We start from the raw sequence: 22,472 nt of genomic DNA on the forward strand, positions 1-22,472 counted from the left end.
GCTCCGGCGCAGGCGTGGGCTCCGGCGCAGGCGTGGGCTCCGGCGCAGGTGTCGGCTCCGGCGCAGGTGTCGGCTCCGGCGCAGGCGTCGGCTCCGGCGCAGGCGTGGGCTCGGTGGAAGGTTCCGGCACCGTGGTGGGAGTGGTGACTGAGACGTCGTCGATTCCGACCGGAACGGCGGTCCGAGCACCCGAAGACGTGTAGAGCGAGAAGGCGTAGCCACCCGCCGCCTGGATCCGGTCAGCCGAATCGTCGGAGTACGTCACCTGCCAGTCAGTCGGCTCCGCAGCGCCCGATTCCCAGGCCTTGGCGCCCAACTCCACCGGGCTCGTGCCGGTGACGCTGAGTGCCACGGTCAGCGTGGTGTCGCCCGTCACCGTGAGCGGGAGTCTGCGCTCGCTGAGGTGCTGCACGCGCATGAGGTCCGTGAGACGCACGATCGACACATAGGCAGAGCCGTCGGGGTGCACGCGCACACGCACCCCATAGGAGTCGGCACCGGACACGCGGACAGCCTGGGAGAGGTAGAGCGGCCCTCCCACCGGAAGCTCGGGGACGGTCAGCGAGAAGCGGCTGTCCACGTCGGTCGCGGCGACACCGTCGACGGTCGCTCGGGCGGTGATTCCGGGCTTACGGCTCGCGAGCAGGGCCTGCGCGCCTGTCACGCTCGCCGTTCCCTCCACGACGCGCCAGGGCCCCTCGGGCGACGAGCCCCATCCGGAGCCGACGGCGCGATCCATGTCATCGTCGATGACCGGGGTGTCCGCCGATGCCTGGGACTGTGCGAGAGTCACGGCGTCGTCGGCCAATGCCGACGACGGAACGGTTGCCAGCGCGGCAGTGAGCGCAAGGGTGGCCGTCAGTGCACCTGCGAGGAGCTTTCGAGAGCGTCGCCGAGGCGGAGTCGCGGACTCGCGTGATGCGAGATCGAGGAACGGAGTGGACACGATGTCACCGTCTTCTGGGGCAGATTCATGATCACCCCGCATCTCCGCCGCAGTTTAGACCCCGGCAGCAAAGAGCGAGTCCCCCTCGCAACTCATGAAGAATACCCGGCTACCGGGGCAAAGACAAACGAAACACAGCGTCACACCGATATACTCCGTCGCCTGCGCGGTGTCTCCGCGTCGAGGCATCGCGTCAGTCGCTGTAGTACTCGCTGCGGTGTCGATCCGGACGAGCACGGTTCAGGACGGTGCCGAGGATGCGCGCGCCACCCGATTCGAGCGACTTGACGCTCTTCGCGAGGGCGGCGCGACGGGTCTTGGTCGCGTCGACCACGAGGATCACGCCGTCGGTCTGGGTGGCGAAGAGGTTCGCGTCCGCCACGCTCAGGATGGGCGGAGAATCGATCACGACGTAGTCGTACTCCGCCGCAGCGAAGTCGAGCAGCTGCGCCATGCGAGCGGAGGTGAGCAACTCCGCAGGATTCGGCGGGATGGTGCCGGCGGGGAGGATGTCGAGTGTGCTGTCTGCCACGCTGTGCTTGGCCACCTCGAACTCGACCTCGTCGAGCAGCACGCTCGTGAGTCCGATCGAGCCGTCGATGCCGGCGTGCTCGTGAGCCCGCGGCCGCCGCATATCGGCGTCGATCAGCAGGACGGAGTTGCGCAGCCCGGCGAGCGTCATGGCGAGATTCACCGAGACGGTCGACTTGCCCTCGGACGGCATGCCCGACGTCACCAGCAGCACCTTCACCCGTGAGGAGACGTTCGCGTAGGCGAGCGCCGAGCGGATGCGACGGAACTCCTCGGAGGTGTGGCCCAGCGGCTCCTGGGCCACAGCGATACCGCGCATGGCCAGCAGCGGAGACTTCGAGACGACGCCCAGCACAGGGTCGCCGCCCGCCTCGGTCAGCGTCTCCTCGGTGCGCATGCGGGTGTCGAGCACACCGATCAACGCCGCGATGGCGAGTCCGAGGACGCCACCCAGGAAGCCTCCGAGGAGAGCGTCGCGAGGCTTGCTCGGCGTGAACTGGAACTCGGGCACGACGGCGTCATCGATCACCTGAGCGGTGATCGTGGATTCGCCCTGCGGGTCTTTCGGTGCCACATCCTTGACCACGATGATGAGCTGTTCGGCCACGGCGTCGGCCAGCTCGGCGGCCTCCTTCGCGTCATCGGTGATCCCCGTGATGCGCAGCGTCACGGTGCTCTGCGGGATCGTGACCTCGATGTCACGCGCGAGAGCGCGCGGCGTCGTGTCGAGACCGAGCTCCTCGATGACGGGATCGAGCACCCGCGAGCTCGTCGCGAGCTGCGCGAAGGACAGCATCTGGCTCTGCGTGTACACAGAGCCCTGGTTGAGGTCGGAGGCGCTGGTGCCCTGATTGAGAGCGAAGTAGAGCGAGGTCGTCGCCTGGAAGAGCGGGGTCTGCAGCGAGGCATACCCGTAGGAGCCCGCGGCCCCGACGACCCCGAAGAGCACGACCATCCACCAGAACTTGCGCAACGAGCTGGCGATGACGCGCAGACTCACCCGGCTCTCGCCCATGACTCCCCATTCCCCCTCAGACTTCGATTCTAGAGGAGTGTTCGATTCCACGACTTCATGACTGTGCAGGGCGCTCCACGGCGCCACGGGGCTGGCGCGAAGTCTCGAGCGATCCCCGCCGTATCTCCACAGGTCCCTCGCGCATTCCACCGAGCGCGTCGGCGTCGCGGGCCCACGTGATCGCGAGCCCCACGCAGAACCAGAGGAACATGCTGTACTGCGTGATCAGTGCGACCACCACGAGGCTCGGCAGCTGCCCCACGACGGCGATGGACGCCGGGCTCCGGGTCGAACGTCGCACGGTCATGATCGCCGCGCAGACGATCGCCGCCATGATCAGCAGGGTCGGCACGTAGCCGTAGCGGAGCAGGGTGAGGACGAGGGCGTTGTCGACGGAGCGCGCGAAGTAGCCGAGGTAGTAGTCACCCGAGACGAGCGAATGCCAGTCTCCCGGATTCCCGAAGAGCTGCACCTGCTGGAGGAGCACGAGGAGGTCGGTCCGATAGTCCGCGCTGCCGCCGGCCTCATCGCCCGCCGCCCCGAAGACGGAGTCGATGATCGGGATCGCGATGACGGTGCCGATGACGCCGGCGGTGACGATCGCGACCCGGAACCGGGTGGACACCCCGACGATCAGGAACGTGGACAGCACCAGAGTGAGCACGAGGGTGAGCTGACCCGCGCGACTGAACGTCAGGACCGTCGCCACGGCGATGAGTACGACGCCGCCGATCTTCGGGACCAGACGCCACTTCGTCGCCACGATGAACGCCGACGACATCGCCAGGGCCGCTCCCAGGGCGATCGAATGCCCGAACGCGCCTTCCACCCTCAAGACCCCGCCGCGTTCCTGCAGAGGGCTCCAGGTGTCGTAGATGACGCCCGATCCCGGGATCAGCACGAACGGGTTGAACGACGTGAAGAACTCGACGATGCCGAGGACCGCGGCGATGATCGCGACCACGGCGATCGTCGACGTGACCCACCCCGGCGCGATGCGGGCGAGGACGACGCGCCCCCAGAGGTAAGGGATGACCCACTCGAGCAGCGCGGCGACGAGAGACGGAAGGTCCACCGAGCCGAAGCCGTACAGTCCGACGATGACGATGATGAACGCCACGACCCAGGCATCCGCGGCGCGCAGAGGGACGACGGACCAGTTGACGATGATCATCAAAGCCGTGAGCAGCGTGATCGCCGCCCAGTAGAAGCCGACGTTCACGCCGACCCAGAGCGGCACGAAGAAGAGCACGCACGCCCAGGCCACGAAAGCGGTGCGCGGCATCAGCCGGAGCACGAACACGACGATGGCCACTGCTGCGATTCCTCCGACGGCGAGGAGCGCGATCGGAACAGCAGTGGCCATGCGTCAGGATCTTACTGGGGCGCGGTGACGCGGAACGAATCGAACGAGACGTTCAGAGGCGCCGTCGAACTGCCCGACCGGTTGCCGCTGAGGCCGACCGCTCCCGCAGCCAGCGGCGTCGCATCCGTCGCGTTGATCTGCCAGTTCGCCGGCTCGGTGGTACCCGTCGCCCAGATCTTCGCCGAGATGGCGGTCGAGGTCGACCCGGTGACCGACACCTTCAGGCTGTACGACGTGTTCGCCGCCCAGACCAGCCCGGGCACGGCCTGCGTGAGCACCACGGTCCCTTCACGGTGGACCACGAGCCACACGGTTCCGTCGGGACGGAGCCACGCGCGGGCGAAGTACTTCCCCGCGGCCGTCTGACGGGCGATGACTCCGATGTAGGCGCCACCCGCGGCGGGAGCCTGATCGACGCGGAACTGCGTCTCGAGGAGGGCATCACCGATCGACGTCGTGTTGAGCGTCGCATGACGGGTGTCTCCGGCGACCAGGCTCAGCTTGCCCTGGCCGTCGGCGACAGTCGCCGCCGCCTGCGAGCCTCCGGCGATGCTCCAGGCACCGCCGGTGACCGCGCTCCCCCAGCCGGGACCAGCGGTGCGGTCGAACTCATCGCTCGCCAGCGCTGCCGGGTTGGGCTCAGGCTGCGGCTCGACAGGAGGTGCCGTGACCGTGACCTGCTGGGTGGCGGTGTTGGTCGCGCCCTTGTCGTCCGTCACCGTGAGGGTCACCGTGTAGGTGCCCGCCGCCGTGTACGCCCGCGAGCTCGTCGCTCCGGTGCCTGTCGTTCCGTCTCCGAAGTTCCAGGCGTAGGAGGCGATGGTGCCGTCCGAGTCGGTCGACGCTCCGCCGTTGACGTTGACGGTCAGGCCCGTGGCCGTCGCCGTGAACGCGGCGGTCGGCGCGACGTTCGTCGGCTGCGGCTCGGGCTGCGGCTCGGGCTGCGGTGTCGCGGCTCCGAGGTTCTTCAGCGTGAAGTCGTCGAAGCTCGCGAGGTTGGTGCCGGTCGCGCTGCCGGCTCGGTAGGAGAACACCGTCGGGGCTCCGGCGGCCTGGAGGGCCGGCGTCGCATCCGTGGTCGAGAGCTGCCAGTTGGCGGGCTCTGCAGCGCCGGCCGCCCACAGCTTCGCGCGGATCGTCGTGGTTCCGGAACCCGTGGTCTCCATGGCGAGGTTGAAAGTGCTTCCCGCGGTCCACGTGAGACCGGCGACCGCGGTGCTGGCGATGGCCGTTCCGTTGCGGTGGATCACGAGCCACGTGGTGCCGTCCGCACGGTGCCATGCGAGCGCACGGTAGCCGTTCGAACCGGAGCGACGTGCGCCGAGTCCCTCGTACGCGACACCCGTCGACGGTCCGGAGGCCAGCGAGTAGGTGATCCGCGCCGACGTGTCGAGGAGCGACGTGCCCTGCAACAGCATCTCGCGGGTCTCGCCCGGGGTGAGATTCACCTTGCCGACGCCGTCGGCGACGGAGGTGACGGCGGCCGAACCGCTCATGGGTGCCCAGGTGCCGCCGACATCAGCCGCGCCCCAGCCACTCGAGACGACGCGGCCGAACGAGTCGGATGCTGCGAACACCTGCGCCTGAACGGTCACGGACTTCGTGACGCTCGCCGAGCCGCCGAGGCTGTCGGTGACCGTGAGGGTGATGTCATGCGCACCCGGCTGGGTGTACGTGTGGCCGGCGGTCGCCCCTGTACCCGCGGGCGTTCCGTCGCCCCAGTTCCAGGAGTAGGAGAGCGTAGCCCCGTCGGACGCGCTCGACCCTGCGGCCGAGACGTCGACGTTCATTCCCGACGCGGTCGATGTGAACGTCGCGACCGGGTTCGCATGGGTCGTGACGGCCTCACGCGTGGTGGTCGCCGTGCCACCACGGTTGTCGGTGACGGTCAGGGTCACCGTGCGCGTGCCCGCCGAGGCGTACACGTGGCTGGCGACCTGGCCGCTCGACGTCGATCCGTCGCCCCAGTTCCAGTCGTACGAAGTGATCGTGCCGTCGGAGTCGGTGGAGGCGGAGGCATCGGCGGAGACCGAGAGACCGGTGCCCGTGACCTCGAAGGAGGCGGTGGGCAGCACATTCGCCGCCTGGACCACGACCGGGTTCTCGGTCGTGGTGGCCAGCCCGTTGCTGTCCGTGACCGTGAGCTTGGCCGTGTAGGTTCCCGCGGCGGTGTAGGTGTGCGAGACCGTCTGGCCGGTGGCCGTCGCCGAGTCGTCACCGAAGTCCCAGCTGTAGCCGGTGATCGTGGCCGAGCCGGTCGGCGCGGATGCACTGGCGTCGAACGCCACCGCGAGATCGGTCGGCGTCGCGGTGAAGGCGGCGGTCGGCGGCTGGAAGCCCTTGCCGATGCCGTAGTGCGTCTGCACCTGTGCGGCGGTCAGCGCGTAGGGGTAGACCGCGACCTCGTCGAGCGCACCCTTGAAGTTGATCGAGCTCGGCGCGGACGGCCAGCCGTTGAGGTTGTCCCCGCCGACGCGCCAGTAGCCGACGTAGTTCTCGGCAGTGGTCGCACCGGCTGCCGATGAGACGAGAGCGCCGTCGATGTACAGCTTCATGCCGGCAGCGCTCTGCGTGGCCACAGCATGGTGCCACGCATTGTTGTTCAACGCCGTGGAGTTCTGTACGGTCTGCGTGCTGCCGTTGTACGTGCCGAAGACCAGCCGACCGTTGTTCGTCATGTAGAGATGACGGTCGTAGCTCGTGGAGTCACCCGAGGCCGCGTTCCCGTAGCCGAGAAGCTTCCCACCGGTCGTCGTGTTCGTCTTGAACCACAGTTCGGTCGAGAACTCCGTCGGGGCGGCGATCTTGTCGGTCGACGAGATTCGTCCCGTGCTCGTTCCGGAGAAGGTCGAGGCACCGGTGGCGGTGTTCTCGACACCGGAGGTCGACGACGTCACGCCCGAGCCGAACACCGGCGGGTTCGCCCCCGCCCAGTCCTGCGGCGCGGTGCCCAACGGGTAGTACAGCTGCGGGTTATCCGTGATGACCGCGTTGGTGTAGCTCGAGACCGTGCCCGATGCGACGGTCACGGACATCGCCTGACTGCTCACGGTGTTGCCGTTGCCGTCCTTCGCGACGACCGTGTACTCCTGCTGCGACCCCGGCGTGGCGGTCTTGTCTTCGAGGATGACGGCCGGTCGGTTCCACCAGGTTCCGTTCGCCGTGGTCGTGGCGACAGGGATCGCCGTGCCCGTGCGACGGAGCTCATACGTGAGCGTCAGGTCGTCGCGGTCCCAGTTGGCCGGGATCGAGACGCGGACGCGACCCGGAATGAACGACTGCGCAGTGCCTGTCCAGTTGGCCGCGGCGAGGCGGGGTCCGTCCTTGGCTCCGCCCGGAGGGTTCGTCGAGAAGCGCACGAGGCCCTCGAATCGACCGTTGTTGACCGAGCGGAACTCGCCGCCGATCGAGATCATGTTGCCGGCGCCGGTGATGGAGAGTCCGGCCTGACCCAGGCCCGTCGTCACGCCGACGGCCCAGTCGGGCGTCCAGGCGTAGGGAGACGGCGCGGGGGTGCCCGCCCAGTTCTTGTAGGTGCCGCCGGCTGCGGGCTGGTTGCCCAGCGAACCGCGGGCATCGGCCGTGTACGCCTCGGAGTAGCGGTGCGTGCGCGGGTTCTGCTCGGGGTGCAGGTTCATCGTGCCGCACGCGTGCGTGTGGCTGGTCGTGTAGACGACCTTGCCGGTCGAGTAGACGCCGTAGTGGTCGCCGAGGCAGTCGGCGATCCAGCGGACCTGTCCGGTTCCGGCCTCCGCCGCGAACGTGCCCTCGAGGTTTCCCGTGGCGGCGTCGGCGTAGACCCAGCCGGTGCCGTAGACGGCCGTGGCATCGGCGGCGAGTCCGAAGATGCCGGCCTTGCCCGAGTTGCTGCCCGTGTTGGAGCCGTTCTTGACCGTCTGCGGGAGCGCCCACGACGAGTCGACGGCACCGGTCGTCTTGTCCAGCGCGACGGTGCCGCGCATGGTCAGGTCGCCGTTCACCTGCGAGAAGCGGCCGGCGGCGATGACGTTCTGACCCGCGGGGTCCATGACCATCGCGTCGACCTGGAGGTCGGTCTGCGGTGCCCAGCTCAGCAGGGCACCGTTGGCGGCGTTGAAGCCGGCGAGGTTCTTGCGAGCCGTTCCGTTGCCCTGCGTGAACAGGCCGCCGACGTAGACGCTCGATCCCGAGGTGGCCAGCGCGTAGACGCCGCTGCCGCCGATGGACGGCGAGAATCCGGGGACGAGCTGACCGGTCACGGCGTCGAGGGCCGCGAAGTTCCAGCGCGCCTGACCGTTGACCGAGTTGAAGGAGCCGCCGATGTAGATGCGGCTTCCGTCGGGCGAGGCGGCGACAGCCTTGATCACGCCGTTCACCTGCGGGGCGAACGACAGCAGCTGGCCGGTGTTGATGTCATAGGCGAGAACGTTCGAACGCGCCGTCAGGCTCGTTCCCGGGGCAGCCAGGGGCGCACGGGCGTTGTCGAACTTGCCGACCGCGTACACGGTCGAACCGATGGTCGTCTGAGACCAGACGTAGCCGTTGTCGATCTGCACGGTCGGAATCGGATCCGACGTGACGACGTTGTCGTCGCGCTGCAGCAGGGGCGGTGGTGTCGACGGGACGTCTGCCGACGCCGCCTGTGCACCCAGTGTCGTCATGCCGGCGACGAGCAATGCCGCCGTCACGACAGACGCAAGCGCGCTCAGCGCCCGCCTCGTGGTCGATGTGTTCCCCATAGTGACTCCCCAGCCGCCAGTTTTCTTCTTCGAAAATGAGTTAGTGCGATGAAAAACCGAAAGTGATGCGAAAGAATGCGTGCGCGTCAGGAGAGCTGGCCGGCGAACGTCGCCACCGGCTCTCCTGCGGCGTAGTTGACGCTGATCTTCACCGAGCGGCCCTGAGTCGGGTCGAGCATGAAGACGTAGGTCCCCGTGGCCTTCGCGCCGGCGGCGAGCTCGCCCTGCAGGGGCTCGTTCGGACCGGCGGTGGTCGAGACGCCGATGTCGCCGTCGTCCGTGACGAGGCTGACGACGGCGGAATCGACGCTCTGCGCGCGCTTCGAGTCGTTGGACACGGAGAGCGTGACGACGACTGCGGAGCCGGCGTACTCGCCGGGCGTCTCGGGCTTGATGGTCGTCGTCGAGATCTTGTCGATCGTGACCACCATGTCGGTGGAGAGCGCGATCGGTGCGTCGAGCGCCCCGCTCTGCTCGGTGAGCGCCGGAGCCTCGGTGGGCCCTTCGGTCTCCGTGTCGGAAGGCGGCGTCCAGTCGGTGGTGCTGGTGCCTTCAGGCGCCGGCGTCTCGGACGCGCCAGGCGCTGCGGTGCAGCCGGCCGTGACGAGTGCGAGCGCCACCAACGGCGCGACGACCATCGCTCGTAGTGAGCGCGAAGAGCCGTCCCCAGAACGGCATGATGAAACTTTGAACACTGCAGCTCCCCAGAACCCAGATTCCCCGTTCCCAAAGCCCCCTCGGCTTCGGGTCCCCTTCAACCGCGTAGAACGCGGCGTCGGCTAATCGTAGTGCGAGGACCGGAATATCGCAAGTGTTCGCTCAAGAAGAGTGTCGCCGATGTCCTCCCAGTTGCGCCAGGATGGTCGCGACGGAGGCCTCGACCTCCGAGATCGTCTCCAGGTGTCCGCGGCTTCCGTGGCGATCGGCGATGCTCGTCGGGTCGACGGTCGTGCGGCCTCCGAAGAGCTGCCGCAGGCGGGTCCCGACACCTCCGGACGCGGACAACGGAACGGCTCTCGATCGACCCCGGTCGAGGTGGGCGACATATTCCGCCACCCGATCCGGAGCAGACGACGCGAAGCCCTCACCGAGGTGAGCGGCTTCCTTGATCGTGAACATCCAGTCACGCGACCGCGGTGCCAGTCGCACCAGCTCGCCACGGATGTCGCGCGAAGCCGTGAGCACGATGCTCGCCTGCTCGATCTGCTCGACCGTGACCGGTCGCGCCCGGTGCGCCCGGGCTTGGGCCTGCCACTCCTCGTCGTCGTGCAACGACGCCACGACCGAGCAGATCGGGTCGCCCGCGTTCGCTCGGATGCCCGCGCTGCTCACCGAGAGGGGCGAATCCGCCCCGAGCCCCCGCCTCAACGCGAGTTCGGCCAGAGGCGACCGGCAGACGTTGGCGGCGCAGACCACGAGGATCTTCTCGTCCGTCATGCGGCCTCCCCGAGCTTTCCGATCTCGCGGAACCACTTCACCGCGGCGAGCGCCAGGAACAGGACGGCGGCCGCGCAGAGTGCGCCGTAGCCGACGAGGAACGCCGGGGTCCATCCCCACAGGACGAACACGAGGCACACGAGACCGAAGTCGGTCGGCAGCAGGATGAGAGACCGCAGCAGTGTCCCGCCGCCGCGCTCATGGGTCGACGCCACCGCGTGCTTTCCCTTGAGCAGGTCGTTGAGGAGCATTCCGGAGAACGTGGTCGTGGCCACGATGCTGAACACGATCGGGATCAACAGCAGCAGAGGCGTCTCGGGGAGGACGCGGTAGAGCCCGATGAGCACGGCGAGATGGAGCGAGGCGATCTTGATCGTGTCGATGAAGTGATCGAGCCACTCGCCCTGGGGGCTTCCCCCGCCGCGCAGACGTGCGACCTGGCCGTCCGCGGAATCCCAGGCATACCCGAGCACCAGAAGGAGGGCGATCAGCAGCCCCATGGGCACGTTCACGGGACCGAACGCGATCAGTCCGATCGCGACGAACGAGTGCACCGCGCTGATGATCGACACCTGGTTGGGGGTGAGACCGATCCGGTAGGCCACGGCGGCGAGCACCCGCCCGATACGACGGTTGACGTACACCGAGTACGCGGGTGCCCCTCGGGCGTGCCCCTTCTGCGCACGCGCGAGACGGTGATATGCGTCTACGACCATTTCCTGCCCTTCTGGACCGTTGCGTGGGTCCGCGCGATCCGACGAGCCTCGCGGACACCGCGAAGATAGGCCCGGATCGGTGCGGCCGACTGGATCAGCTGCCGTCGCCCACCTCGGAGGATGACCTCTCTGGCCGTGCGGGGGATGGACCGGCGCCAGCGCTGCACCGCGGCATCGTCGAGATGACGCACCGCGTACAGCATCCGGTTGCGGATGTTGTAGTAGTAATACCCCTCGGATTTCGCCCGGGAGGTCTCGGGTTCGGCGCGCTGCGTGCCGCCCTCATCATGCACCGCATTGGCGTCTTCGACGAGCATCAGCGAGCCGCCGGCGGACACCACGCGGCGAGAGAAGTCGACGTCTTCCCAGTACAGGAAGTAGTCGTCGTCGAAACCGCCGGCGAGCTCCCACACTTCGCGCGTGATCCACAGGCAGGCCCCGCTCAGCCAAGGTTCGAACGGCTGCGCATCGCCGTCGACGCGCTTGCGACGTGCGCGCATGGTGCCGTCGTCGAGCAGGAGGTCGATGCCGGCGAACCAGGTTCTTCCATCGGAATCCGTGATGACCGGCGAAGCGAGCGTGGTGCGTGAGGCTGCGGTGACGGAAGCGAGTCGACGCAGGGAGTCGCGGTCGATGTGCGCATCGGGATTGATGACGAGCACGTCGGTCGCCCCCTCGGCGAGCGCGCGCGTGACACCGATGTTGACGCCGCCGCCGAAACCCGAGTTCGATTCCGATTCGATCAGCAGCCAGCCGTGCGCGTCGGCGACTTCGCCGGCGGCACGCCGTTCGTCGGCGTTCGACCAGTTGTCGACGACGAGGACGAGCACGTCGGGATCGATCGCCCGCGCTTCGCGCTCCACGGTCACCAGATTGCGTTGCAGAAGCCGCGCCGAGGCGTAGTTGACGACGACGACGGCAAGCCGTCCGTGCTCGATTGACACGCGATCCTCCCCCCGGATCCGGGTCACGGATCGCCTCGGGTCGTCGGTCGAATTCCCCAGAGTCGCGACCGACGTCGACTCCCAGGACAACGACTATACGCGAGAGCAGCCCCCGCAGATCGGTATCAGGGGGTTCACGATACGATGAGCCGGCGTCGGAGTCGAGGCGCGATACTGCCATGGGGATGGGGCGGATGAGCAGGGGACCGGAATCGAACGACATGATCACTGTGACGATCGGCGTACCCACGTACCGGAGGCCCGAGCTTCTGGCGGCCCTGCTCCGGACGCTCCCCGCACGCATCGCCGAATGCGCCGACCTCGGAGTCGCGGTGGATGTGCTGGTCGTCGACAACGACCCCGCGGGTTCTGCGCGGAGCATCGCCGCGGACGCGGATCTCCCTGTGCGCTACGTCGTCGAACCCGCACCGGGGATCGTCGCCGCGCGCAACCGCATCCTGGATGAAAGCGCCGATCGCGATCTCCTCGCCTTCATCGACGACGACGAGATCCCTCGGGAGGCATGGCTCTCCTCGCTCATCGAGGTCTGGCGCGAACACGGTGCGGACGCCGTGATGGGCCGCGTGATCTCGGTCTTCGACGAGGACGTCGACCCGTGGCTGCTCGCGTCCGGCACGTTCCGGCGACCGCCGAGACGGACGGGCACCGTGCTGCAGGTGGCCGCCGCGGGCAACCTGCTGCTCGACCTCCGTTCCGTCCGTCGGCTCGGGCTGCGCTTCGATCCGTCCCTCGGTCTGGGCGGTGGGGAGGACACGCTCTTCTCGCGGCAGCTCGCACGTCGTGGCGGCCTGATCGTGTGGTGCAACGAATCGGAGACAGAGGATCTCGTCGTCGCGTCGCGCCTGAGCCGCGCCTGGGCGGCGCAACGGGCATACAGCTCCGCGAATGCCGGCACCCGCATCCAGCTGATGTTGACCGACGGGAAGATCCGTCGCGGCATCCTGCGGTTGAAGGCCCTGGTGGGCGGCGTGGCCCGGATCGTCGTCGGCGGCCTGCGCAGGATCTTCGGAACACTGACCTCGAACATCACCCATCACGCCAGAGGAACCCGCCTCGTGCACCGCGGCCGCGGCACCATCGCCGCCGCCCTCGGCCGTCGCTATGACGAGTACCGCCGCCCATCGGAGGATGACACGACCATGACCGACACCGCATCGAGCATCCGCGTGATGCAATCGTTGGGCGCCCCCCGTCCGACGACGAACCCGTACAACAAGATGCTCGATGAGGCGCTCGGATCCACGGAGGGCCTGACCCGCCTGCGGTTCTCCTGGGGGACGGCTCTGTTCGGACGCTACGACGCCTTCCACTGGCATTGGCCGGAGGCGAAGCTGCACGGCTCCACGTGGTGGAAGTCCACGGGCAAGTTCCTCCTCACGACGGCGCTCGTGTTCCGACACCGCCTCTCCCGTCGCATCGCCGTGGTGCGCACCGTGCACAACATCGAACTCCCCGACGACAACGCGCCTCGGCTGTGGCTGCTGCGTTTCATCGATCGCCACACCGACTACCGGATCGTCATCAACGAGACCACTCCGCTCGCCCCCGGCACCCCGCACAGCCTGATCCTGCACGGCGACTACCGCGGCTGGTACGCGAATTTCCCCTCGGCGGAGCGGGTGACGGGGCAGCTCGGGTCGTTCGGCGGCATCCGTCGCTACAAGGGCCTGGAGGGCTTCATCGACGCCTATGCCGAGGCCGTGACGGTCGAGCCGACGCTGAGCCTGCGGATCGGCGGGCGGCCGTCCACCCCTGAGCTCGGCGACGACCTCCGGGCGCGGACCGCGGATCTCCCGGGCGTCGAGCTCCACCTCGACTTCCTGAGCGATGCCGAACTCGTCCAGCTCGCGACCTCTTCCGACCTGATCGTGCTGGCCTACCGTTTCATGCACAACTCGGGCAGCGTCCTCGCCGCCCTGTCGATGGACCGACCGGTGCTCGTCCCCCGCAACGAGGCGAACGAGGCTCTCGGACGCGAAGTCGGACCGGAGTGGGTGCTGATGTACGACGGCGATCTCGATGCGCCGACCGTCGTCGAGGCGTGGCGGTCCGCGACCACGCTGACGGGCTCGCCCGATCTCTCCCGCCGCGACTGGGCCGACGCCGGCCGCGCTCACGCGGACGCGTTCCGCGCCGCCGTGCGGGTCAAGCGCCGCGGCGCCAAGCGCTAGGGCGCCTCGGCAGCACCCGGCGCATCGTCAGGCGGGGGCCAGCAGCCCTCGCACGAGAGATGCGACCATGATCTGCGTCGTGAAACGCCGCTCCACCTCGATCCGGCCGTTCCGCCCGAGCTCGGCGGCATGTCCCGGATCGTCGAGCAGTCGGAGCAGCGCGAGGGCGAGCTCGGCGGGATCCTCCGGACGAACGAGGTGGCCGGTGCGCCCCTCGCTCACGTACTGCTCCATCCCCGGGGTATCGGTGACGACGACAGGACGCGCCGTCGCGAGCGCTTCGAGTGCGACCGTCATCCCGGAGGCATGGAGGTTCGGCCGGGTCGGGATGACGACCACGCTCGCGGTGGCGTAGAGGTCGCGGAGGTCGGCATGCGGCATGTGCCGCACGACCCGGACCCCCTCCGGCGGGTCGAGGTCCGACCGCGTCTGCACCACCGCCTCGGTCTCCGGACGGATGGCGAGGACCCGGGCGAGCGCCGCATAGAGGGTGGCGGGGTCGCGGTCGCGGTCGTTCCCCACGCTCACGATCCGCGGCCGGTCCGGATAGGACCTCGGGACGAAGAACGCGCTGTCGATGCCGAAAGGGACAGCGAACACGCGCGTCGGTCCGTGCCCGAGCATCGTTCGCAGGGGTTCGACCTGTGCGTCGCTGAGCACCCAGGCGGCCTCTGCCCTGCCGAGCATCGCGACCATCCGTGCCGGTGCCTCCCCGGTCTCGGCCATATCCGTGAGCCAGATCACCCCGGTGGCGAATCGGGTCCGCGGGTGGGTCGTCTGCATCCGATAGGCCGTGTTCTCATCCCACGTCAGCGTGAGACCGTCGACGGGGCGCGGCCCCATGGACAATCGCGCACGAGCTCGCGCGACGCGGCCCGGCGGGGCGAGGTCGATCACCTCGACCGCCGCGTGGTCACGCAGTGCATCGAGACCGTACGGCCAGATGCTGGGCACCTCTCCCCTGGCGTGGCTCTGCTCCCAGGTGCGCGCCGACTGTTCGACACGATGCGCCCAGGTGAGAGACAGCGAGGGACCGCCCTCGGATTCCACGAGCCCACTATGGACCCCCTCGCCCGTCCTGGCAAGAGAGGAGTCGCCGAGCGCCCTCGAAACCGGCTCCGGAAGGAGCCCCGCCCTCAGAGCTCGCCGGGCTTCATCACCTCGGCATCGATGGCACGGATCACGCGCTGGGCCGCGGTGTCCGTCGGGGGCTCGGCGCCATCGCCCTCACCCTTGCGTCGCCGCTGAGGCGCGTACACGACGAGCGAGTGGAACAGGAAGCGGGCGAAGAACGCCACGATGAGCGAGAGGCCGGTCGCGACGACGCTCGAGATGTGCCACGACTCGACCATCAGAGCCATCACCGGGATCCGCAGTGCGGCCTCGATGTTGTTGAACGCGAAGGAGCTGGCGAAGCGGATGCCGAGGGCGCGCGCGTCGGTCCGCATATCGGCGAACACGAAGCGCTCCTGCAGCACGAAGTTGCCGATGATCGTGACCTCGGCACCGATGATCGCCGCCCAGATGTACGGGACCCCTGCGGCGGTGAGCGCCCACATGATCCCGAGGTTGGCGGCGGCGCCGATCGCACCGATCAGTGCGAACAACGACATCTTGCCGAAGCGCAGGCGCGCGAGGTGCTCGAGGAACATCGCCCCCTGACGCATGCTCGCCTTGGACGTGCCGTGTCGACGTTCGGCGAACTCCATCGGCACCTCGGCGATGCGCAGATCGTTGCGAGCGAGGATCTCGAGGAGGATCTTGAAACCCCGGGGTTGGAGCGTCGAGCGGTCGAGACGACCGCGATCGACCAGGAAGAACCCGGTCATCGGGTCGGTGCTGCGGGCGAGACGGATCGGGAACATCGCCCGCGTCAGCCACGTCGCGACGCGGGAGACGCCGAAGCGCACAGCGGTGCCGAGGCCGCTCGTGTCCCCTCCGCCGATGTAGCGGGACGCGGCGACGACATCGGCGTCTCCCTGCGCATACCGGGCGAGCAGGGTGGGGAGGAGTTCGGGCGGATGCTGCAGGTCGCCATCCATCACGATGCAGATGTCGAAGGCCGCGGCCTCGAGCCCGACGACGACGGCGCCGCCTAGTCCGCCCGTGTTCTCGGAGCGGTGGATCACGCGCACGGGGAGCGGAGCATCTGCCGCCACCCGCGCGACCTCGGCCGCCGTGTCATCCGTGCTGTCGTCGACGAACAGGATCTCGGCGTCCCACCCCTCGAGCGCGACCGCAGTCCGTGCCACGAGCTCGGCGATGTTGTCGCGCTCGTTGAACGTCGGCACGATGACCGTGACCGGTGTCCCCACGTCCGCCCCCTGTCCCCCACGCGCATCGCGTGCGGCCTCCATCGTTCCACGGGTTCCTATGCGGGAGGAAACCCGGACCTGCTAGACTTTCGAACCGCGGCTGTGGGAGTCGCGAAGCGGATGGGGATCCGCTTACTGGGGAATTACTGATCTGGGGAGATCATGGGGACGCGTATCGGCTATGCCGTTGGTGCTTTCGACCTGTTTCACGTCGGGCATCTCAACCTTCTTCGTCACGCCAAGCAGCACTGCGACATTCTGATCGCAGGCGTCGTCAGCGACGAGATGCTGCGTCAGGTGAAGGGCATCGAGCCCGTCATCCCGACGGCCGAGCGGGCGGAGATCGTGAAGCACATCTCGTTCGTCGATGACGTCTACGTCGAGACGACGCCGTCGAAGATGGACTCGTGGCGCGACGTGCAGTTCACGCACTTCTTCAAGGGCGACGACTGGCGCGGCACCGAGAAGGGTCTGCGCCTGGAGCGCGAGTTCGCCGAGGTCGGCGTCGAGGTCGTGTACTTCCCGTACACGGCGCACACGTCGAGCTCGTCGCTGCGTCGCGCACTCGACGCGATCACCGCGGGCGCGAACGCTCCCGCGGTCGCCTCGGTGCGCTGAGAGCCCGAGCAGCCCTTCGCCGCCCGGTCGGTGCGCCACCGCCGACGTGAGGTCAGTTGGCGACGCCGAGCAGACTGCGCGCCATGCGCGCCACGTGCGGCGGAGTGTGCGGCCCGAGCCACACCGTCCACTGCGACGGCGGCTCACTGCATGCCCACTCCACGCACCACGCGTGCACGGCGTTCGCGAGCCGTTCGCCGCGCGTATGCGCCCTCGTTCCGTCTCCACGCACGAGCCAGCGCACCGACACCCCGTCGGGGACGTCGATGTGTCGGAACTGGATGCGTGCCGCCGCTTCGAGGATGACGACGCCCTGCGCGTCCCACGGCAACCGCGCGGCGATGCTCGCGATGAAGCCGGCGTCGGCGGCGTCGCCGGCGATGAGCACGGCACCCTCGATGTCGTCCCAATCGGGATCCTCCAGATGCTCGCATGCGCCGCTCATGGCCCCAGCCTAAGTTAGGGCACCCTTACTTACAAGGGATGAGTCCGGATCAACGCGTCGATCCGACCGCGCCGTCATCTCTAGCCCTCGCGCGTGCACCCCGTCAACGGCCCGTTCCGAGAGTCGCCGCAAAGGCATCCTGCGAGTGTGGACCGAGCATTCGCGCGCCGCAGCCGTCACCGCCTCCGAGCGGCGTCGGTCGCCGTTGCGCTGCTCCTGACCCTCGCTCTGGGCGGATGCGGACTCACGGTACCCGCTGACCCGGACGGAACCTTGGAGACGGTCTCCGGCGGCGAACTCCGCGTCGGCACGGCGCCGGACGGCGACCTCGTCCGGATCGAGCACGGGGAACCGACCGGGAGCATCGTCGACCTCGTCGACGGGTTCGCCTCCCGCCTCCATGCCGAGACCGACTGGACCGTCGCCTCGGAGGAGACTCTCGTGACGATGCTCGAAGAAGGGCACCTCGACCTTGTCGCCGGCGGCATCACGAGCGACACCCCCTGGGTGGACGAAGCCGGAGTCACTCGCGGCTACCGCGGGATCGAAGGCGCCGACGGTCGAGAGATCGTCATGCTGGTGCCTCTCGGCGAGAACGCGTTCCTCTCCTCTCTCGAGCGTTTCCTCGACCAGGAGGTCGGCGAATGAACGAGACAGGGCAGTTCGGTCGCACAACCCTCCCCCCAGAACAGCAGAGGGCGATCCGGAGCGCCGTGCGCTGGGAGATCTTCACGATCGTCTACACGTCGATCACCATCGCCGTGATCGCCTTGGTGGTCGGCGAGTCCCAGGCCATGCGGACGGCGTGGATCGAGGACATGCTGTCCCTCATCCCGCAGTTCGCCTTCCTCGCGGCGCTCCTCTTGGTGCGTCGTCGCCCCACCAGGAAGCACCCGTACGGTCTGCACAGGGCGATGGGCATCGGGCATCTCGTCGCGGGTGTGGCGCTGCTCGCCGTCGGCCTGAACCTCGCCATCGAGGCCGTCACCGGGCTGATCGCCGCTGAGCATCCCACTATCGGCACCGTGCAGCTGTTCGGTCAGACCATCTGGCTCGGCTGGCTGATGGTCGCGGTGATGGCGCTCGTCATCATCGGCCCCGTGTTCTTCTACGGGCCGGCGAAGTCGAAGCTCGCCCCCGTGCTGCACAACAAGCTGCTGTACGCCGATGCCGACATGGCGAAGGCCGACTGGCAGACGACGGTCGCCTCGATCGTGGGCGTTCTCGGCGTGGGTGTCGGCCTGTGGTGGCTGGACGGAGCCGCAGCCCTCTTCATCTCGCTGGGCATCGTCTGGGATGGCTTCCGCAACACCCGCACAGCCGTGGTCGATCTCATGGATCAGCGCGCACGCACGTACGACAGCACGCAGCCACATCCGCTGGCCGCCGATATCGTGTCCTACCTGCGGAGCCGTCCCTGGGTCTCGCGGGCCGCGGTCCGCATGCGCGACCAGGGGCAGGTGTTCCACATCGAGGCGTTCGTCGTGCCACACCGCCGCACGGTGAGGGTGACCGACCTCAGCGCGGCCGCCGAGGGGATCGCCGACCTCGATTGGAAGATTCAGGACGTCGTCGTCGTCCCGGTCGAGCAGCTGCCCGACGAGGCGGACACGGGCCACCGTGTGCCCAGCCGACACTCAGCGCCACCTCATCCGTGCGGCCGTAGGCTGGATGCATGACTGCTCTTGCCTCCGACACCATCACGATGTTCGGCGCCGACTGGTGCCGCGACTGCATCCGCACCAAGAAGCAGCTCGACGCGCTCGGTGTCGAGTACACGTACGTCGACCTGGTCGCCGAGCCCGCCGCCGCAGACGTGGCGAAGGAGATCTCGGGCCGCACCAACATCCCCGTCGTCGTGTACCCCGACGCCTCGCACCACGTCGAGCCGTCGAACGCCGACGTCGAGTCGAAGCTGCGCGAGCTCTCGCTGATCTGACCCCGCGGCATCGCCCCACTACACTGGCGCGATGAGCACCGAGGCTCGGCCCGAACGAGCACCCGTCCGTCTTTCTCCGCGCACGATCGTGCTGTACGCGATCGGCTCGCTCGGGACTGGCGGCTATGCGACACTGCCGGGCCTCGTGCTGACCTACTTCCTCACCGACAACCTCGGTGTCGCCGCCCTCGCCGCCGGTCTGATCGTCACGGCGGCGAAGATCTGGGACGTGCTGATCGACCCGCTGATCGGGGCCGCGTCCGATCGCCAGCTCGCCCGCACCGGGTCGCGCCGCGGGTTCATGGTGACCGGTGCTCTCGCTCTGCCGTTCTTCTTCGCCCTCACCTTCGCCGTACCGCCCTCCTGGGGACCGGTCGCCGGAGCGATCAGTGTGCTGCTGGCGTTCCTGGCGACCGCGACGGCATTCAGCCTGTTCCAGGTGCCGTATGTCGCTCTGCCCGCGGAACTGACCGGCAGCTACGACGAGCGCACGCGTCTGCTCGGGTGGCGCGTGGTCGTGCTGACGGCAGCCATCCTGCTGTTCGGCGCCGGTGGCCCCGCCCTGCGCAATGCCGGCGACGACCCTGTGCAGGGCTACCTCTTGATGGGCATCGCCTCGGGTATCGCAATCGGCATCGGCATGCTGATCGCCTCCCGGACGGCGGATGTGGCGGCGAAGCGCACCGCAGTCTCCCCCGTCACCACTGCTGACGCTGCCATCCCCACCGCTGACGCTGCCGCCACCGCCGCTTCGACCTGGCGGCACCAGTACATGTCGGGCTTCCGCGCACTCGGGCGCAGCCAGCCCTTCCGTGCACTCCTGGGGACGTTCGTGCTGCAGGCGCTCGCAACGGGAACGATGCTCGCCGGCGCGCAGTACGTGGCGACCTGGGTGCTGCGGTCGGAGGACGCGGTCACCTTCGTCTTCGTCGCGCTGGTGGGCCCCGCACTGCTCGCCACCCCGGGATGGACCGTGATCGCGCGACGGGTCGGCAAGGAGCGGGCGTTCGCGATGGCCACCGTGCTGTTCACCGCGGCCGCGGCGTCGCTCGTCTTCGCCGTCTGGGCATCCGGCGCCTGGATCTACGTGTCCGTCGCGGTGGCCGGCGTCGCCTACGCAGGACTCCAGTCGCTGCCGATGGCCATGCTGCCCGATGTGATCTCGCACGACGAACGCACGAGCGGAGCGGGACAGGCCGGCACCTTCACCGGCATCTGGACCGCGGGCGAGACCGTGGGCTTCGCCCTCGGCGCGACCGCTGTGTCGTTGACCCTCGCGGCCACCGGCTACATCTCGACCGTCGCAGGCGCCACGGTCGAACAGCCGGACGCGGCCGTCACGGGCATCGTGCTCAGCTTCAGCGCGCTGCCCGCCGTGCTGATGGCCGGGAGTCTGCTGACCCTCCGCCACTACCGCCTGCGCCGAGCGGACATCGATACCCTCGAGCCCTTCCACGCCTAAGCTGGGATCCCGTCCGAAGGAGACGTCGATGACTTCTGCGAGCACAACCGCCACCTCCGCCCCGACCTCGAAGCGCGCGTCGGGAAGCGCAGCCCCGGAGCTGGGCGAAGGGGAAAGAGAACGGCTCGACGCCGCGGTCGATGCCCTTCAGACCGGAACGCGCACCTGGTCTGCCCTCACCGTCGCCCAACGGGCGACGCTGCTGCGCGCGGTGCGCACGAGCGTCGCCGCCACCGCGGAGGACTGGGCGCACACGGCCGCCGCCTCGAAGGGCCTCGACGCGCGGCATCCCCTGCGCGGTGAAGAGTGGCTCAGCGGACCGTACAGCGTGCTCGGCGCGCTCGACGCCTATATCGAGACCCTCTCGCGCCTGGCGAACGGTGTGAACCCGCTCGACGGGATCACGATCGATCGCGCGCCCGGAGGACGCACCCGCGTGCACGCCTTCCCCCTCACCGGCATCGACGGGTTCCTGTTGTCGGGCTTCGCGGGCGAGGTCTGGCTGGAACCGGGGATCACCCCCGGCGCCGCGCGCGCAGCGGCCGGCCTCGCGCAGCGCACGCCCACCGAGTCGGGCGGTGTGGGCCTCGTGCTCGGAGCGGGGAACGTGACGTCGATCCCGGTGCTCGACGTGCTCTACGAGCTGCTCGCCCACAACCGCACGGCTCTGCTCAAGGTGAACCCGACACAGGATGCGCTGGTGCCGGTCTACAAGCGCGCACTCGCGCCGCTCATCGAGCCCGGGTTCCTGCGCATCGTCCGCGGCGGGCCCGACGTCGGGGCCTACCTCACCGGCCACCCCGGACTCGTGCACGTGCACATCACCGGCTCGGCGGCGACGTTCGACACCATCGTCTGGGGTCCGTCGAAGGGCGAGGGCGCGGCGGCGACGAAGCGACGACGTCGTGAGGATCGCCCCCAGCTGAAGAAGCCCATCACGGCTGAGCTCGGCGGCGTCTCCCCCATCATCGTCGTGCCCGGCGCCTGGACCGATGCCGACCTCACCTACCAGGCCGAGCACATCGCGACCATGCGGCTGCAGAACTGCGGGCACAACTGCATCGCCGGCCAGGTCGTGATCATCTCGTCCGACTGGGACCAGGCGGATGCCTTCCGCGCAGCGCTGCGGCGCGCGTACGCCAACGCGCCGGAGCGCCCGATCTGGTACCCCGGTTCTTCGTCGCGGATGGAGCTCGCGACCGACGCCTACCCCGACGCCCTCGTGCTGGGCGACCGGCTGCTCGTCGAGATCGATGCCGACGACGATCCGACGGCGCTGGAGAGCACCGAGTACTTCGCCCCCGTGCTGGGCGTCGTGACCGTGCCGGGCACGGGCCAGGACTTCCTGGACGCCGCCGTGACTCACGCCAACGACAAGCTCCAGGGCACCCTCGGCGCGAACCTGCTGATCGACCCCGCGACCGAGAAGTCGCTCGGCGCCGGCTTCGAGCGGGCCATCGCCGCGCTCCACTACGGGTCCATCGCGATCAACAGCTGGACGGCGTTCGCCTTCATCACCCCCACCCTCACATGGGGTGCATTCCCCGGTGGAACGATCGGCGACGTCGGCAGCGGCATCGGTGTGGTGCACAACGCCCTCCTGCTCGACGGCGTCGAACGCTCGGTGCTGCGCGGCCCTTTCCGCCCGTTCCCCCGGTCGCTGCCGATAGCGAACGGCGGTGGACGATTCACGATCCTGCCGAAGCCGCCCTGGTTCGTCTCCGCGCGCACCGGGGCTGTCGTCAGCGAAGGGCTGACCCGTTACCGGGTGGACGGCAGCATCACCGGGCTCGTGAAGAAGCTGACGAAGGCGCTGCAGGCCTGACGG

The 22,472-nt window shown here is 68.6% G+C and carries 17 protein-coding genes and 1 pseudogene; 7 read left to right on the forward strand and 11 right to left on the reverse strand.

Features of this window, described 5'->3' with window-relative positions; genetic code table 11:
* The 8 genes and pseudogenes from DW307_RS18195 to DW307_RS00425 all read right to left on the reverse strand — a co-directional run.
* A pseudogene (locus tag DW307_RS18195) lies at positions 1–946 on the reverse strand (hypothetical protein); the annotation flags it as partial.
* 193 nt (positions 947–1,139) lie between these two features.
* Positions 1,140–2,492, reverse strand: coding sequence for a polysaccharide biosynthesis tyrosine autokinase (locus DW307_RS00395; RefSeq protein ID WP_029258764.1), 1,353 nt, complete (start codon positions 2,490–2,492; stop codon positions 1,140–1,142).
* A gap of 55 nt (positions 2,493–2,547) precedes the next feature.
* Entirely contained in the window at positions 2,548–3,858 is a 1,311-nt protein-coding gene (locus DW307_RS00400) for a hypothetical protein (protein WP_136023636.1), read from the reverse strand.
* An 11-nt stretch (positions 3,859–3,869) separates the two neighbouring features.
* Positions 3,870–8,576 carry a PKD domain-containing protein gene (locus DW307_RS00405; RefSeq protein WP_240750430.1) on the reverse strand — a complete coding sequence of 1,569 codons (4,707 nt, stop codon included), beginning with the start codon at positions 8,574–8,576 and terminating at the stop codon, positions 3,870–3,872.
* Positions 8,577–8,662: 86 nt separating this feature from the next.
* Positions 8,663–9,214: a DUF4352 domain-containing protein gene (locus DW307_RS00410; RefSeq protein ID WP_021198746.1), complete on the reverse strand. Its 552-nt coding sequence runs from the start codon at positions 9,212–9,214 to the stop codon at positions 8,663–8,665.
* A gap of 181 nt (positions 9,215–9,395) precedes the next feature.
* On the reverse strand, positions 9,396–10,013 hold the full coding sequence (locus DW307_RS00415; protein ID WP_168440958.1) for an arsenate reductase/protein-tyrosine-phosphatase family protein: 618 nt from the start codon (positions 10,011–10,013) through the stop codon (positions 9,396–9,398).
* The gene (locus DW307_RS00420; RefSeq protein WP_021198748.1) at positions 10,010–10,729 is read right to left on the reverse strand and encodes a CDP-alcohol phosphatidyltransferase family protein; all 720 of its coding nucleotides are present in this window, start codon (positions 10,727–10,729) and stop codon (positions 10,010–10,012) included. The genes DW307_RS00415 and DW307_RS00420 overlap by 4 nt, the downstream gene beginning before the upstream one ends.
* Positions 10,720–11,673, reverse strand: a complete 954-nt coding sequence (locus DW307_RS00425; RefSeq protein ID WP_021198749.1) for a glycosyltransferase family 2 protein — start codon at positions 11,671–11,673, stop codon at positions 10,720–10,722. Before DW307_RS00425 ends, DW307_RS00420 begins: the two co-directional genes overlap by 10 nt.
* 221 nt (positions 11,674–11,894) lie before the next feature.
* Between DW307_RS00425 and DW307_RS18230 the strand changes: the two genes are divergently transcribed.
* Positions 11,895–13,865: a glycosyltransferase gene (locus tag DW307_RS18230; protein WP_051667934.1), complete on the forward strand. Its 1,971-nt coding sequence runs from the start codon at positions 11,895–11,897 to the stop codon at positions 13,863–13,865.
* A 27-nt stretch (positions 13,866–13,892) separates the two neighbouring features.
* Here the strand turns inward: DW307_RS18230 and DW307_RS00440 are convergent, their stop codons facing one another.
* On the reverse strand, positions 13,893–14,915 hold the full coding sequence (locus DW307_RS00440) for a glycosyltransferase family 4 protein (RefSeq protein ID WP_029266296.1): 1,023 nt from the start codon (positions 14,913–14,915) through the stop codon (positions 13,893–13,895).
* Between the two features lie 86 nt (positions 14,916–15,001).
* Entirely contained in the window at positions 15,002–16,222 is a 1,221-nt protein-coding gene (locus tag DW307_RS00445; RefSeq protein WP_021198752.1) for a glycosyltransferase, read from the reverse strand.
* A gap of 120 nt (positions 16,223–16,342) precedes the next feature.
* On the opposite strand from DW307_RS00445, the gene DW307_RS00450 reads away from it, so the two are divergent.
* Positions 16,343–16,798, forward strand: coding sequence for an adenylyltransferase/cytidyltransferase family protein (locus DW307_RS00450; RefSeq protein ID WP_021198753.1), 456 nt, complete (start codon positions 16,343–16,345; stop codon positions 16,796–16,798).
* A gap of 52 nt (positions 16,799–16,850) precedes the next feature.
* On the opposite strand, the gene DW307_RS00455 is transcribed toward DW307_RS00450, so the two are convergent.
* The gene (locus DW307_RS00455; protein WP_017831448.1) at positions 16,851–17,243 is read right to left on the reverse strand and encodes an SIP domain-containing protein; all 393 of its coding nucleotides are present in this window, start codon (positions 17,241–17,243) and stop codon (positions 16,851–16,853) included.
* A gap of 147 nt (positions 17,244–17,390) precedes the next feature.
* On the opposite strand from DW307_RS00455, the gene DW307_RS00460 reads away from it, so the two are divergent.
* From DW307_RS00460 to DW307_RS00480, 5 genes are read left to right on the forward strand one after another with little or no spacing between them, the layout of a single operon-like run.
* On the forward strand, positions 17,391–17,891 hold the full coding sequence (locus DW307_RS00460; protein WP_029266300.1) for a transporter substrate-binding domain-containing protein: 501 nt from the start codon (positions 17,391–17,393) through the stop codon (positions 17,889–17,891).
* Positions 17,888–18,922, forward strand: a complete 1,035-nt coding sequence (locus DW307_RS00465; protein WP_081859725.1) for a cation transporter — start codon at positions 17,888–17,890, stop codon at positions 18,920–18,922. Before DW307_RS00460 ends, DW307_RS00465 begins: the two co-directional genes overlap by 4 nt.
* Positions 18,919–19,182, forward strand: coding sequence for a glutaredoxin family protein (locus DW307_RS00470; protein WP_029260469.1), 264 nt, complete (start codon positions 18,919–18,921; stop codon positions 19,180–19,182). Before DW307_RS00465 ends, DW307_RS00470 begins: the two co-directional genes overlap by 4 nt.
* Before the next feature lie 31 nt (positions 19,183–19,213).
* On the forward strand, positions 19,214–20,644 hold the full coding sequence (locus DW307_RS00475; RefSeq protein ID WP_029266304.1) for an MFS transporter: 1,431 nt from the start codon (positions 19,214–19,216) through the stop codon (positions 20,642–20,644).
* Positions 20,645–20,672: 28 nt separating this feature from the next.
* Complete coding sequence (locus tag DW307_RS00480) at positions 20,673–22,469, forward strand: aldehyde dehydrogenase family protein (RefSeq protein WP_136023638.1); 1,797 nt, start codon at positions 20,673–20,675, stop codon at positions 22,467–22,469.
* Positions 22,470–22,472: the final 3 nt, after the last annotated feature.

This window comes from Microbacterium sp. K27 (assembly GCF_004794435.1).
Lineage (GTDB): Bacteria > Actinomycetota > Actinomycetes > Actinomycetales > Microbacteriaceae > Microbacterium > Microbacterium maritypicum_A.

Excerpts from the sequence above, each read along its gene's own strand:
- DW307_RS00415 (WP_168440958.1), bottom strand. The coding sequence starts at position 10,013 with ATGACGGACGAGAAGATCCTCGTGGTCTGCGCCGCCAACGTCTGCCGG.
- DW307_RS00480 (WP_136023638.1), top strand. The coding sequence starts at position 20,673 with ATGACTTCTGCGAGCACAACCGCCACCTCCGCCCCGACCTCGAAGCGC.
- DW307_RS00445 (WP_021198752.1), bottom strand. The coding sequence starts at position 16,222 with ATGGAGGCCGCACGCGATGCGCGTGGGGGACAGGGGGCGGACGTGGGG.
- DW307_RS00450 (WP_021198753.1), top strand. The coding sequence starts at position 16,343 with ATGGGGACGCGTATCGGCTATGCCGTTGGTGCTTTCGACCTGTTTCAC.
- DW307_RS00465 (WP_081859725.1), top strand. The coding sequence starts at position 17,888 with ATGAACGAGACAGGGCAGTTCGGTCGCACAACCCTCCCCCCAGAACAG.
- DW307_RS00400 (WP_136023636.1), bottom strand. The coding sequence starts at position 3,858 with ATGGCCACTGCTGTTCCGATCGCGCTCCTCGCCGTCGGAGGAATCGCA.
- DW307_RS00420 (WP_021198748.1), bottom strand. The coding sequence starts at position 10,729 with ATGGTCGTAGACGCATATCACCGTCTCGCGCGTGCGCAGAAGGGGCAC.
- DW307_RS00405 (WP_240750430.1), bottom strand. The coding sequence starts at position 8,576 with ATGGGGAACACATCGACCACGAGGCGGGCGCTGAGCGCGCTTGCGTCT.
- DW307_RS00410 (WP_021198746.1), bottom strand. The coding sequence starts at position 9,214 with ATGGTCGTCGCGCCGTTGGTGGCGCTCGCACTCGTCACGGCCGGCTGC.
- DW307_RS00455 (WP_017831448.1), bottom strand. The coding sequence starts at position 17,243 with ATGAGCGGCGCATGCGAGCATCTGGAGGATCCCGATTGGGACGACATC.
- DW307_RS00475 (WP_029266304.1), top strand. The coding sequence starts at position 19,214 with ATGAGCACCGAGGCTCGGCCCGAACGAGCACCCGTCCGTCTTTCTCCG.
- DW307_RS00470 (WP_029260469.1), top strand. The coding sequence starts at position 18,919 with ATGACTGCTCTTGCCTCCGACACCATCACGATGTTCGGCGCCGACTGG.
- DW307_RS00395 (WP_029258764.1), bottom strand. The coding sequence starts at position 2,492 with ATGGGCGAGAGCCGGGTGAGTCTGCGCGTCATCGCCAGCTCGTTGCGC.
- DW307_RS18230 (WP_051667934.1), top strand. The coding sequence starts at position 11,895 with ATGATCACTGTGACGATCGGCGTACCCACGTACCGGAGGCCCGAGCTT.